The organism is Halorubrum depositum, assembly GCF_007671725.1.
In the GTDB taxonomy this organism is placed as follows: Archaea; Halobacteriota; Halobacteria; order Halobacteriales; family Haloferacaceae; genus Halorubrum; species Halorubrum depositum.
In genome coordinates this window covers 490,828-503,772 of the sequence record NZ_VCNM01000002.1, presented here as the reverse complement: position 1 = coordinate 503,772, position 12,945 = coordinate 490,828, and the positions used below count along the sequence as shown (strand labels likewise).

At 71.7% G+C, this 12,945-nt stretch carries 14 protein-coding genes; 11 read left to right on the top strand and 3 right to left on the bottom strand.

The annotated features are described in order from the left end of the window. Positions 1–8: 8 nt before the first annotated feature. The gene (locus FGM06_RS09935) at positions 9–806 is read right to left on the bottom strand and encodes an aldo/keto reductase (protein WP_144799098.1); all 798 of its coding nucleotides are present in this window, start codon (positions 804–806) and stop codon (positions 9–11) included. 180 nt (positions 807–986) lie between these two features. On the opposite strand from FGM06_RS09935, the gene FGM06_RS09930 reads away from it, so the two are divergent. The 7 genes from FGM06_RS09930 (at position 987) to FGM06_RS09900 (ending at position 8,449) form a co-directional block, all read left to right on the top strand. Next, positions 987–1,799 (top strand): helix-turn-helix domain-containing protein, encoded by an 813-nt coding sequence (locus tag FGM06_RS09930; protein WP_144799097.1) that lies wholly within the window; start codon positions 987–989, stop codon positions 1,797–1,799. A 91-nt stretch (positions 1,800–1,890) separates the two neighbouring features. Next, the gene (locus FGM06_RS09925; protein ID WP_144799096.1) at positions 1,891–2,274 is read left to right on the top strand and encodes a BlaI/MecI/CopY family transcriptional regulator; all 384 of its coding nucleotides are present in this window, start codon (positions 1,891–1,893) and stop codon (positions 2,272–2,274) included. Further along, positions 2,271–4,349, top strand: coding sequence for a TAT-dependent nitrous-oxide reductase (gene nosZ / locus FGM06_RS09920; protein ID WP_144799095.1), 2,079 nt, complete (start codon positions 2,271–2,273; stop codon positions 4,347–4,349). The genes FGM06_RS09925 and nosZ overlap by 4 nt, the downstream gene beginning before the upstream one ends. 48 nt (positions 4,350–4,397) lie before the next feature. Then, positions 4,398–5,165 (top strand): hypothetical protein, encoded by a 768-nt coding sequence (locus FGM06_RS09915; protein ID WP_144799094.1) that lies wholly within the window; start codon positions 4,398–4,400, stop codon positions 5,163–5,165. Further along, positions 5,165–6,745: a nitrous oxide reductase family maturation protein NosD gene (nosD, locus tag FGM06_RS09910; RefSeq protein ID WP_144799093.1), complete on the top strand. Its 1,581-nt coding sequence runs from the start codon at positions 5,165–5,167 to the stop codon at positions 6,743–6,745. Before FGM06_RS09915 ends, nosD begins: the two co-directional genes overlap by 1 nt. A 2-nt stretch (positions 6,746–6,747) precedes the next feature. Then, positions 6,748–7,485 carry an ABC transporter ATP-binding protein gene (locus FGM06_RS09905; RefSeq protein ID WP_144799092.1) on the top strand — a complete coding sequence of 246 codons (738 nt, stop codon included), beginning with the start codon at positions 6,748–6,750 and terminating at the stop codon, positions 7,483–7,485. Beyond that, positions 7,478–8,449: an ABC transporter permease gene (locus FGM06_RS09900; RefSeq protein ID WP_144799091.1), complete on the top strand. Its 972-nt coding sequence runs from the start codon at positions 7,478–7,480 to the stop codon at positions 8,447–8,449. The genes FGM06_RS09905 and FGM06_RS09900 overlap by 8 nt, the downstream gene beginning before the upstream one ends. Positions 8,450–8,571: 122 nt before the next feature. Here the strand turns inward: FGM06_RS09900 and FGM06_RS16480 are convergent, their stop codons facing one another. Continuing rightward, the gene (locus tag FGM06_RS16480; protein WP_241662561.1) at positions 8,572–9,348 is read right to left on the bottom strand and encodes an HU family DNA-binding protein; all 777 of its coding nucleotides are present in this window, start codon (positions 9,346–9,348) and stop codon (positions 8,572–8,574) included. A gap of 143 nt (positions 9,349–9,491) precedes the next feature. Continuing rightward, positions 9,492–10,886, bottom strand: a complete 1,395-nt coding sequence (locus FGM06_RS09890; RefSeq protein ID WP_186311000.1) for a hypothetical protein — start codon at positions 10,884–10,886, stop codon at positions 9,492–9,494. 135 nt (positions 10,887–11,021) lie between these two features. Here FGM06_RS09890 and FGM06_RS09885 point away from each other — a divergent pair, with 135 nt between their 5' ends. The 4 genes from FGM06_RS09885 to FGM06_RS09870 all read left to right on the top strand — a co-directional run bounded on the left by FGM06_RS09885 (position 11,022) and on the right by FGM06_RS09870 (position 12,857). Continuing rightward, a complete protein-coding gene (locus FGM06_RS09885; protein WP_144799090.1) occupies positions 11,022–11,297 on the top strand; it encodes a DUF2249 domain-containing protein in 276 nt (91 codons plus the stop codon). Beyond that, positions 11,294–11,863 (top strand): hypothetical protein, encoded by a 570-nt coding sequence (locus FGM06_RS09880; protein WP_144799089.1) that lies wholly within the window; start codon positions 11,294–11,296, stop codon positions 11,861–11,863. Before FGM06_RS09885 ends, FGM06_RS09880 begins: the two co-directional genes overlap by 4 nt. A gap of 101 nt (positions 11,864–11,964) precedes the next feature. Then, the gene (locus tag FGM06_RS09875; protein ID WP_144799088.1) at positions 11,965–12,186 is read left to right on the top strand and encodes a DUF2249 domain-containing protein; all 222 of its coding nucleotides are present in this window, start codon (positions 11,965–11,967) and stop codon (positions 12,184–12,186) included. A 128-nt stretch (positions 12,187–12,314) separates the two neighbouring features. Next, entirely contained in the window at positions 12,315–12,857 is a 543-nt protein-coding gene (locus FGM06_RS09870) for a halocyanin domain-containing protein (RefSeq protein WP_144799087.1), read from the top strand. Positions 12,858–12,945: the final 88 nt, after the last annotated feature.

The window sequence follows — 12,945 nt, the reverse complement described above, 5'->3', positions numbered from 1 at the left end:
GCCGTCTCTCAGCGGTTCCACGCCGCGTCATCGGGGTCGATCTTCCGATCGCCCGGCTCTAACGCGTCGATCTCGTCGAGGACGGCCGGGTCGATCTCGGCGTCGACGGCGGCGAGGTTCTCGGCGACGTGGTCGCCCGTCGCTTTCGGGATCGGCGTGACGCCGCGAGCGAGCGCCCACGCGAGCGCGAGGACCGCCGGCGATCGGTCGGCCCGCTCGGCGATCGCGAGGAACTCCTCGTCGTCGAAGAGGTCGCCGCGGGCCAGCGGGGAGTAGCCGACGAGCCGGTGGTCGAACTCGGCGGCGAGCCCGCGGAGCTCCGCCTGCGGGAACCGCGGGTGACACTCGACCTGGTGGGCGGCGATCGGCGCGTCGAGGATCTCGCGGGCCTCGCGGAGCAGCTCGGGGGTGAAGTTCGAGACGCCGACGTGGTCGGTGAGCCCCGCGTCGCGGAGCTCGTCGAAGACAGGGAGGGTCGCCGGGGCGTCGTACGCGCGGATCGGCCAGTGGACGTACAGCAGGTCGACGCGGTCGAGCCCGAGCCGGCCGAGGCTCTCGCGGGCGGTCTCTCGCACGTCCTCGGGCGCGAGGTTCTCCGGGTGGACCTTCGTGGCGACGACGACGTCGTCGCGGTCGACGTCGGCGGCGGCGATCCCCTCGCCGACCGCGGCCTCGTTGTCGTACATCTGCGCGGTGTCGACGTGGCGGTAGCCGGCCTCGAGGGCGGCGGTCACGGTCGCGGCGCACTCCGCGGGGTCGTCGAGGCCCGACGTGCCGAGCCCGAGCGGGAGTTCCAGTGGCGGCATACCGCCCGTTCCGACCCCGGATTGAAAAGGGCGCGCTCACCGGAACGGATCGCGGACTCCCGCCGAACGGCGGCGGAGGGTCCGACGCGAAGGGGCGCGACCGCGGAGCGCGTCCCGGTCTTTTCACCGCGCTGGAAACCGCTCGGCGTTATATGAGTCTCGGAGCGCCTATCTCCGCACATGACCGACGGGATCCACGTCGAACTCGCGATGTCGGCCTGCGACGGCTGTCCCGTGGCCGCGCTCTCGTCGAGCACCGCGGTGGAGGACCTGCGGGTCGACTCGGCGGACGACCGGGTCGAGTTCGTCGCCGCCGACCCGCCCGAGGAACCGCCGACGGGCCTCGACCTCGTCGAGTTCGGCGGCCGGGCGCACGGCCGGTACGAGATCGCCTGCGAGCGTCGGGACGCCGACGGGGACCGCGCAGCCGACGACGCGGCCACCGACGGAGGCGTCGTTGTCGACGCATCGGGCGCTGACGCACCGTCCGACCCGGCCGACGGAGCGGGCGCCCACGCGCCGGACCGCTCGCTCGTGGCCGAGAGCGACGCCCCCTGCGCGGGGTGTTCTTGCGGCGGACTCCCGGCGGCGTTCGGGAGCTTCCCGGTGTCGCCGCGGCGGACCGAGATCGTCGACGGCGAGATCCAGGTGTCGTTCGTCCTGAGCGGCCACGAGGAGCTGCAGGCGATCGTCGACGAGTGCGAGGCCGCCGGGCTCGACGTCGAGCTCCGCCGGCTCTGCGTCGACCGCGGAGGCGGCGACGAGGCCGGCGGCTGCGATGACATCGTCCCGGTGGACCTCGCGGGCGTGACCGACAGGCAGGCCGAGATCGCGACGGTCGCCGCCGAGAAGGGGTACTTCGAGACCGGCGGCGTCTCCGCAGCCGACGTCGCGGCCGAGTTCGATCTCGCGAAGTCCACGGTGTCCGAACACCTCCGAATCGTGACGGCGGCGCTCTTCTCGCAGACGTTCGGGACCGGGGATAGTACTTAAACCCCCGAACAGTTCGCCGACAGCTACCCCCGGGGTTAGACCGTACTGATCAGTAGCGGGGTCGAACCACGGCGTTCGGCTCCGACCACCCATGACCCAGTGGACACAGCTCGGACCGCGGGAACGCGAGCTCCTCGCCGTCCTGCGCCGCGCCGACGACTCCCTCACGGCCCGCGACCTGCACGACGCGGTCACGGGCCGCGGCGACGACGTCGCGTACACGACGGTGAAGCGGACCGTCGACCGGCTCGTCGAGAAGGGGCTCGTCGACCGTGGCGCGGAGCGGCTCCGGGGGACGACGCGACACCGCTACCGCTTCGACGCCGAGGCCGCCCGCGACCGGCTCGTTCCGCAGATCGAAGCCGAACTGCGGACGGTCCTCGGCGACTCGGCGGTCGAGCGGATCGCGGTCCGAACGGAATCCGACGGCGACGGCGGAGCGGACGACGGAGCCGACGCCACCACCCGACAATGACTTCCCAACCCAACGCCAGCGACGAGCGGACGGCAGCGGCCGACGAACAGCGCGACGAGACGCCCGCGGACGCGGGCGAGACGGAACCGGCAGACGGAACGGACGCGGCCGACGGAGAGCCGGAGATCGTCGACGGGCGGACGATCGAGCACCTGCTCACCGACCACGAGCGCGACATCGCCTCGACCGCCGAAGGAACCGACGCGACCGCGGCGAAGCGCCCGAGCCTCGACCTCCCGCGCCTGGAGCTCGGCCGGCGAGACTTCATGAAGGCGGGCGCCGCCGTCGGGGCGATGAGCGGGCTCGCGGGCTGTACGAGCATCCTCGCGGACGAGGACGACGACTCGGGCGGCGCGGCCGGGAGCGGCGAGCACTCGGTCGCGCCCGGCGAGCACGACGAGTACTACGGCTTCCTCTCCGGGGGTCACACGGGCGAGATCCGCGTCGTCGGTCTCCCCTCGATGCGCGAGCTGATGCGGATCCCGGTGTTCCAGGCCGAGAGCGCGCGCGGCTACGGCCACGACGCGAAGACGAGTCGGATGCTGGAGGAGGAGGGCGACGGCCACGTGTGGGGCGACACCCACCACCCGCGCGTCTCCCAGACCGACAACGACTACGACGGCCGCTGGCTGTTCGTCAACGACAAGGCGAACGGGCGGATGGCCCGGGTCGACCTGGAGTACTTCGAGACGGACGCGATCACGAACGTCCCGAACTGCCAGGGCGTCCACGGCGCCTGCATGCAGCTGCCGGACACGCAGCTCGTCTTCGGCGTCGGCGAGTTCCGCGTCCCGATGCCGAACGACGGCCGCGACGTGCAGAGCCCGGACGAGTACGGCTCCGTCATCACCGCCATCGACCCGGAGACGATGGACGTCGAGTGGCAGGTCGAGGTCGACGGCAACATGGACAACGGGGACGGCGGCAAGGAGGGCCGCTGGTTCTTCGCGACCGGCTACAACAGCGAGGAGGGGACCACCGAGGGCGAGATGGCCCGCTCCGACCGCGACTACGTGAAGGCGTTCGACATCCCAGCGATCTGGGACGCCGTCGAGGCCGGGAACTACGAGGAGATCAGCGGCGTGCCCGTCGTCGACGGGACGATGGACAGCTCGCTCAACGAGGGCGACCGCCCGATCGTCCGCTACGTCGCGACGCCGAAGAGCCCGCACGGGGTCAGCGTGACGCCGAACGGGAAGTACGCCATCGCCTCCGGGAAGCTCGACCCGAGCTGTACGGTCATCGACATCGAGGCGATCGCCGAGGTCGACGACCCGCAGGACGCCATCGTGGGCCAGCCCCGGATCGGGATGGGGCCGCTCCACACCGCCTACGACGGGCGGGGCCACGCGTACACGACGACGTTCATCGACAGCGAGGTCGTCAAGTGGGACTACGAGGCCGCCGTCGAGGCCGAGGCCGGCTCCGAGGAGCCGGTCGTCGACCGCCACGACGTTCACTACAACCCCGGCCACCTCATCGCCGCGGAGTCGTACACGGCGTCGCCGCAGGGCGACTACCTCGTCTCGCTGAACAAGCTCTCGAAGGACCGGTTCCTGCCGGTGGGGCCGATCCACCCCGAGAACGACCAGCTGTTCTACATCGGCGACGACGACGCCGGGATGCAGCTGGTGAAGGACAAGCCGTCGTACCCCGAGCCGCACGACGCCAGCATCGTCCACAAGGACAAGATCGACCCCGCGAAGACGTGGGACCCGGACGACTACGAGCTGGAGTACGTCGCCGAGGGCGAGGAGTCCTTCGAGCGGGTCGACGAGAGCACCGTCGAGATCGAGATGTGGGCGCGCCGCAACCAGTACGCCTTCCCGGAGGTCACCCTGCGGGAGGGCGACGAGGTTCACCTCAAGATCTCGAACGTCGAGACCACGAGCGACGTGATCCACTCGATCGCGATCCCGGAGTACGACATCAACCTCGCGTTAGCGCCCCAGGACACCCGCGAAGTGACGTTCACGGCCGACCAGCCGGGCGTGTTCTGGGCGTACTGCGCGTACTTCTGTAGCGCGCTCCACCTGGAGATGCGCTCGCGATTCCTCGTCGAGCCGAGCGAATAGGAACGAACGACCGCCCGATCACCACCCCCGACCCCACACCCCCACGCCATGAGACCCGCATTCGACCGACTGACGGAGCTCAGACGGGCTCTACCCGTGACCGCGGCGGTCCTGTTCGTCGCGGCGCTCGCGGTGCCCGTCTGGAAGATCGCCTTCGAGGCGCCCCAGTATCCCGAGGGGCTGCTCGTCGAGCTGTACGCCTACCCCCGGCTCGGCGGCGACTACGCCGAGGTGCAGGCGCTGAACCACTACGTCGGGTTCTACTACCCGGACCCGGTGTTCGTGGACCCGAACTACGCGGTCCACCCGGACGCGATCGCCGCGCCGGAGTGGATCCTCGGCCCGGTCGTGTTCCTCGCGGTGGCGGCCGCGGGCGCCTTCGTGGCGGTCGCGCCGACCGAGCGCAAGCTCCGCTACGGCCTCCTCGGCCAGCTGATCGGGGCGACCGTCGCGTTCGTCGGCACGTTCGCGATCGTCCAGTACCGGCTGTACCAGGCGGGTCACGCGCTCGGCGAGGACGCGCCCGTCGTCGGCGTCGCGGAGTTCACGCCGCCGCTCCTGGGCGCCTACGAGATCGCCAACATCAGCGGGGTGGCGTGGTTCGGTCCCGGGGGGTACATGACCGGACTCGGGTTCCTCCTGCTGGTCGCGGCGTACCTGCTCCGCGACTCGCGGATCACCGTCGGCGAGGCCGCGGAACGGCTCCGCGAGCGCCTCGCGGACCGGCGCGAGGGCGACGGGTCCGAGGGCGAACGGGACCGATCGAGCGACGAGCCGGCTCCGACCACTGACGACTCCCGCGCGGGGGTGAACTGATGACCCGGCGCCCGTCGGTCGCCGGCCTCGTCTCGGCGCGCGCGGTCTTCGTCGCCGCCGCCGTCGTGCTCGCGGCCGTCCTCGGCGGCGTCGTCGCGGCGACCGGGGGTGGCGCCGTGGCCGGCGACGGAGCCGGGAGCACCGCCGCCGGCGCCGCGAACGGGACCGACGAGCCGGTCGTCGACCCGCCGACGTACGACCCGGCGCGGCCGACGGCGTCGGGAACCGCGACGGTCGTGAGCGCGGGCGGCGGCGGATCGTATGACGCGAGCGAGGGCGACGCGACGGGCGACGACGCCGGTGACGCGCCGGGCGAGACGTACGACGACCTGAACGCCGCGGTCGACGCCGCGGAGCCCGGCGATACGGTCGAGCTCTCCGGCGTCTTCGAGCCGGCGGAACCCGTCGTCGTCGACGAGCCGAACGTGACGGTCCGGGCGGCCGAGACCCACGAGGCCCTGATCGACGGCGGCGGCGACGACAGCGTCGTCGTCCTCGAGGCGCCGAACGCGGCGGTCGAGGGCGTCTGGATCGACGACACCGGCGAAAATCTCGAATCGCAGGACTCCGCGGTGTACGTCGCCGAGAACGCCTCGGGCGCGACGCTCTCGGAGCTGTACCTCACCGACGCCGCCTTCGGCGTCTGGGTGAACGGCGCCGACGAGGTGACGGTCGCCGACTCGCGGATCGAGGGCACCGAGGCGCCGCGGTTCGCGAACCGCGGCAACGGGATCAACCTCTGGGAGACGGAGGGGACCGAGATCCGCGACACGTCGATTACGGACGTGCGCGACGGGATCTACTACTCGTGGGCCTCCGACGTCGAGGCGACGGGGAACACGCTGTGGGACCTCCGGTACGGCGTCCACTACATGTACTCGGACGACAACCGGATCGCCGACAACGTCGCCTTCGAGAACGACGTGGGGTACGCGCTGATGGTCAGCGACTCCATCGAGGTCGTCAACAACACCGCGGTCGCGAACCGGGGCGAGAGCGGCCACGGGATCCTGCTCAAGGAGATCGACCGCAGCGTCGTCCGCGACAACGACCTCGTCGCCAACGACCAGGGGATGTTCCTCTACAACGCCCAGCACAACGAGGTCCGCGGGAACCTCCTGTACGCGAACGGCGTCGGAGTCCACCACTCCGCCGGGACTTCGGGGACGACCGTCGTCGGCAACGGCTTCGTCGAGAACGAGGTGCCGGTGTTGACGACGACCCGCGAGCTCGTCGCTTGGAACGGTACCGACCGCGGGAACTACTGGTCGGACGCCCGCGTCGCCGACGCCGACGACGACGGGCTGAGCGAGACGCGTCACCGGCCGGCCGGCGCGGCCCAGCGGATCGTCCAGGAGCACCCGACCGCGGCCGTCTTCGCCGACGGCCCCGCGTTCGACGCGATCCGGCTGGTCGAGAGCCGGTTCCCCGCGGTCGAGACCGCCGGAATCGTCGACCACCGCCCGCTCGCCGACCCCGTCCGCGACGTCGAGCCGTATCGCTCCTACGCGGCGGCCGTCGACGCGACCGTCGAGTACGACTCGGACCCGGGAGACGACCACCACCAGCGGAACCAGTAACCATGCGCATCGAAATTTCGGACGTTCACAAGCGGTACGGCGACGTCGAGGCCCTCGCCGGGCTCGACCTCGCGGTCGAATCGGGCGAGGCGTACGGCCTCGTGGGAACCAACGGCGCCGGCAAGTCCACGCTGTTCGGGCTGATCGCCGGCCACGAGCGCCCCGACGCGGGGTCCGTCTCGGTCGGCGGCCGCGATGTCGGCGAGATCGGCTGGCGGATCCGCGAGGCGATCGGAATCTTACCCGAGAACCCCGGCTTCCCGCCGGGCGAGACGGGGCGAGAGACCCTGCAGTTCCACGCCGACGTCCGCGGGGTGGGGTCGAGCCCGGAGGACGCCGCCGAGCGCATCGCCGGCGCGGCCGCGACCGTCGGCCTCGCGGACGCGATCGACCGCCCCATCGACGGCTACTCGAAGGGAATGTCCCGCCGGCTCGGGCTGGCGGCCGCGCTCCTCGCGAACCCGTCGGTGCTCCTGCTCGACGAGCCGACCGCGGGGCTCGACCCGAACGGCGTCGCCGCGCTCCGCGAGGTCCTGACCCGCGTGCGCGACGAGACCGACGTCACCCTACTGATGGCGACCCACGCGCTGCGCGAGGCCGAGCGCGTCTGCGACCGCGTCGGCGTCCTCGACGAGGGCCGACTGGTCGCCGAGGGGACGCCCGACGGGCTCGGGGCCGACCACGAGGACGGGCTCGAGGGCGCGTTCGTCTCGCTCACCGGGGGTGGTCGCGATGCCTGAGCGCGGACGCGACGGAGACGAGTCGACGCCTCCGGCCCCCGACGGCGGCGTCGTCGACGGCGCGACCGCCGCCTCGCCGACAGACGCGCCCGCGGAGGCGACGGAGACCGGGACCGCCGACGAGACCGCGACCGACGCGGAGCGTATCTCCGTCCCGCTCCCGCGCCCCGGGATCGTCCTCCGGATCGCCCGCCGCGAGACCCGGCTGACCGCCCGCCGGGGGTGGGCGGTCGGGCTGACGGTCGTCTTCGCCGCGTTCGGGCTCCTGCTGGCGACGTTCAGCGGGTCGAGCGTGGCGCCGACCGGCTACGAGCCGGTGGTCGCGAGCTACGTCGAACTCGCGACGTACCTCGTGCCGCTGGCCGCGCTGGCGTTCGGTCACGGCGCGGTCGTCGGCGCGGCCGAGCGCGGGCGCCTCGGCGTCGTGCTGACGTTGCCCGTCTCGCGGGTTGAGGCCGCGATCGGCGTGTTCGCCGGGCGGGCCGCGGTGCTCGCCGCCTCGGTCGTGGTCGGTTTCGGCGTCCCCGGACTGCTCCTCCTCCGGGAGTTCGGGCTCGCCGGCTGGCCGACGTTCGCGTGGTTCCTGCTCGCGACCGTCGCCGTCGCCGTCGCGCTCCTCGGACTCGGGGTGGCGATCTCCGCGGTCGCGCCGACCTCGACGGTCGCGCTCGCGGGGGCCCTCCTCGTCTGGGCGTGGTTCGCCCTCGTCCACGACCTGCTCGCGCTCGGCGTGCTGGCCGCGCTCGACGGCGCGGGCGGGTTCGTCGCCGCCGCGGTCGCCGCCAACCCGGTCTCGACGTACCGCCTGCTCGCGCTCGCCCCGACCGACGCGGGCGGCGCCGGGCTCGCGGCCGCGCTCGACGGCAGCGGGCTCTCGGTCGGCGCGCTCGTGGCCGTCCTGCTCGGCTGGATCGTCGTCGGGGTCGGTGTCGCCGCGGTCGCGATGCGGTCGAAGCGGATCTGAGAATCGCTGCAGACAGGGCTCAAAAAGAGTTTCAGAACGTTTCGAAGGCGATCGGAGCGGATCCGCGCAATCGGTTATTGGAGACGACACTCGGGGAGATATCCGGCAGGTCGGGCGGAGAACTAGTTCACGGCTTTGGACAGCTCGGCGCCCGCCTTGAATTTGACCACGTTCTTCGCCGCGATCCGGATCTCCTTCCCCGTCTGCGGGTTGCGCCCGGTTCGGGCGGACCGCTTCGAGATGCTGAACGAGCCGAACCCCGCATCGTCGACCTCTCCGTCACTCCCATCGCCGTCCTCTGTCCCGCCCAACGACAACCTATCACCCTTCTTCAGGGCCTTCGTCGCCGCGCCGACGAACGCCTCGATCGCCAGCTTCGCGTCCGCCTCCGATAACCGGATCTCCGAGTCGTCTTTCGCCCTCTCCGCCGTGAACTTCGCGATACACTTCGCGTCGATCACCACGTCGGCGTCCCGGCACTTGGCGCTGGCCTCGTCGCCCCTGCCGGGGTTGAGGTCGAGCGCCTCCACGAACGCCGGACACGGGTCGAACGTCACCGGCGAGTCGTCGGCTGCCCCGCGCGTGGACCCCGGATTCCGCCCGGTTCGGGCGGACCGCTTCGAGATGCTGAACGAGCCGAATCCGACTAGTACGGCGCTATCTCCCTTCTTCAGGGCCTCCGTCGTCGTGACGGTGAACGCGTCCAGCGCCGCTTCGATCTCCGACTGCTTCAGCCCGGCTTCGCTCGCCATCGACTCGATCAGCTCCGCTTTGTTCATCGCCGCGGCCGGACCCGTCGTCGTCAACAGGGCCAGTCCGAGGGAGGTCGAGAGGATAGCGCCCTTCCGCAGTACGGCTCGCCGCGAGTGATCGGTGTTTGTCATGAACTGTTCTCTCACAGCCCTCTATCACTCGGTGAATATATAAATATATTGTAAATTCACCATTACGTATACTTCTCCGAATCACCGATTCGGCCGAAATCGAACGCCGACCGCGACGTTCCACGTGGCACGGAAATGCTCCCCGGCGGGGCCGTCGCTCACCGCTCCGGGACGTCGGACGCCTCCGAGCCCGCGGTCGACTCCGGTCCGGCCCGGCCGAGCATCGCGGCCCCGCCGTGGCGGAGGACGGTCGCGACCATGTTGCCGGCGAACAGCAGCGCGCCGGCGACGACGAGCGCGCCCCCGAGGGGTCGAACGAAGCCCGCGGAGAGACCGGCGTTCGCCCAGAGCGACCCGGCAGCGGGCCGGGCCGCGGCCGCGAGCAGGAGGCTGGCCCCGAGGACGGTCGCGACGAGGTCGACCGCGGCGACGCGCGCGTGATACAGGTCGTCGATGGAGGGGACGCGCTCCAGCCCGACGCGGTCGGCGTACCGGTCGAGCCACACGATGAACGGGACGACGTGGTAGAGGCTCCCGACGACGACGAAGCCGATCAGCGCACCGAGCAAGACGGGTCCGACCGCGGGGTGTCCGAACCGGACGGCGGGCCCGAGGGGGTCGACGACCCACGTCGCGGCCGCGGTCGCGCTCCACGCGAGCGTGGCGACGGCGACGACCGCGTACCGCGAGAGCATCGGCGTCGCCGTCGCAGTCGCGTCGCGGAGCCGCCGGAGGAGGATCCCCCCGGCGACCGCCGCCCCGCCCGCGACGAGCAGTCCGCCCGCGGTCGCGAGCGGGGCGACCCCGAACAGCCGCCCGGCGGCGAGCAGGGCGACGCCGATCGGATACGCCGCGGTCTCGACGCGCGCGAGCCGATCCTCGATCGGGAGCGCGTCGGTCTGCGTGAACATCGGGCCGAGCTGGTAGAGGGCGCCGAAGACGGTCGTGACGACGACGCCGAGGACGGCGAGCGTGACGTGCGCGCCGACGACCGCCGTCCGCGAGAGGCCGAGCGGGGCGAGCACGCCCCAGCGGTAGTCGGCGGCGAGGCTCCCGCCGAGGACCGCCGCGAGCGCGAGGAAGCCGAGCGCGAGCGCGAAGTGCCCCTCCGTGACGTCGAGGGGACGGGCGCGCCACAGCGTCCGGCCGAGATTGTACGCGAAGGCGGCGAACCCGAGGAGGATGAGTCCCGCGAAGAGGGCCGCGTTCGCCGGGCGGCCGAGCCAGAGCCCGCCGGCGAACCCGCTCACGCCGACGGCGACGGCGACGAGCTGGAGCGTCGCCAGGCGCTCCGAGTGGAGCTCGACGCCCGACCAGACGGGGACGAACTGGGTCATCGCGCCGAGTATCGTGAGACACACCCACCCGACGAGCAGGAGGTGCGCCGCGGCGATCCCGCCGAGAGCCGCACCCGTTCCCTCGATCCCTGTGACGCGCAGGAGCGCGAGCGTTCCGCCGCCGGCGAGGAACGCCAGCGCGACGAGGAAGTGCCGAAGCGGGATCGTGGTCGGCGGTCGCGTCGAGGTCGTGAGATCGCCGGGGACGCCTCGCATGCGAACGCGTACGTTCCGCGCGTCCCTGTTCGCGTCCCCGAACGTGTTCGGGGGTCGCCGTCCTCCGGCCCTCCGGCCGAACCCCCGAACACGTTCGGGGTAAACGACGGGCGCGTGGGGGACGAACGCCCGCCTATGCCACGGGAGACATCGGTCCTCGGGGAGACGGAGGCGCCGACGGACCGGCCGGTCGAGACGCTCGACGTCGCCGACCTCGGCCCGCCGGAGCCGCTCCGGCGGACGCTCGAGCTGCTCGCGGACCTGCCGGACGAGACCGTCCTGGTCCAGCGCAACGACCGGGTCCCGCAGTTCCTGTTCCCGAAGCTCGACGACCGCGGCTACGCGTACGACACGGTCGAGGCGGACGACGGCGTCGTCACGGCGATCTGGACCGCGGGGGCGGACCGATGAGCCTCCTCGGCGGCTCCGAGCCCGAGTTCGACGCCGTGGACGAGTACGTCCCGGAGCACGTCCCGGAGCCGGGCGCGTTCCTCGCGGACCACGACGTCCTCGCGGGTGAGGACCACGTCGCCGTCCACCAGCACACCAGGGACGCCTTCGAGGAGCACGGCGTGTACGACGCCACGTTCGGCTACAACCTCGCCCGGCTCAACCTCGATCCGCGGCACCCCGACGCCGGATTCCGCTACGCCGAGGAAGCCGACGACCCGGCGACGCTCCGCGCCGAGTTCACGCCGACGACCGCGTTCTGCCCGCAGGCCGAGCCCCTGGCGGTGGGCGCGTTCCGCGCGTTCGACGCCGTCGACGACCTTGGGTACGACCTGGTTCGGGTCCGCGTCGATCCCTCGCTCAACGGGAGCGAGGCGGTCAACGACCGGCTCGAACGGCTCGAGTCCGGCGACTCCGACCCGGTCGCCGTCGACGAGCGACCCGACGCCGCCCGCGAGGGACCCCCTGACGTCGCCCACGGAGGATCACCTGACGACGGAGAGAGCGGGCCGACGAGCCCCTTCTGAACGCTCGCCGGCGAGTCGGACACCGCGGGGGCGTCTCCCCGACGCGTCGGTCGAACATGTTCCCGCGAACGGCCATACCCGACCGTCCCGTGCGTCCGAGTATGAGCGACGCCGAATCAGTCCTCGACGTGCGCGAGCGCGACGATCCCCCGTTTCCGGTCATCAGCGACGCGCTCGACGAGCTCGGGTCCGACGAGCGGCTGCGGCTCGTGAACGACTTCGAACCGGTCCCGCTGTACGACGTGCTGGCGGACCGCGGATTCGAACACGAGACCGAGCGGGTCGACGACGACGAGTGGCACGTCACCATCGAACACGCCTGAGCGGCGGTCGCGGGCGGCGTCCCCGGTCACCTCCTTTTATACTCCGACCCGAATAGTTCGCCTCACGGCCCCGCACGCCGAGAACCTCCGCCGAAGATATTCCCCCTACTACCCTACGTCGAGACGCAATGACCCGAGGCACACTCGACCGGCGAACGTTCGTACGAACGACCGCTGCGCTCGGCGTGACGACCGCGCTCGCCGGCTGCGGCGGCAGCAGCGGCGACGGCGGCGGAGACGGCGGTGACGGCGGTGACGGCGGTAGCGACGGCAGCGACGGCGGTAGCGACGGCAGCGACGGCGGGAGCGGCGACCAGCAGTACCTCTCGGAGGAGCCGGACTACGGCGGGTTCCTCGACGAGGCCAACAACTACGAGCAGACGGTCGACATGACCGACGCCGACTCGGTGACCGTCAACGTCGGCGCCGGCGACGGGCTGGCGTTCGGCCCGGCGGCGGTCGCGGTGTCGTCCGGGACCACCGTCACCTGGGAGTGGACCGGCGAGGGCGGCCAGCACAACGTCGCCGGCTCCGACGGCGACTTCGAGAGCGAGACCGTCGGCGAGGAGGGTCACACCTTCGAGCACACCTTCGAGGAGTCCGGGACGTACACCTACGTCTGTACTCCCCACGAAGCGGTCGGCATGAAGGGCGCCGTCTACGTGGAGTGACCCTTCGGCGACCGGATTTCGACTGAGAACCGGCACCGACCACCGACCCCGACCGACCACCGACCCCGACCGACCACCGACCCCGACC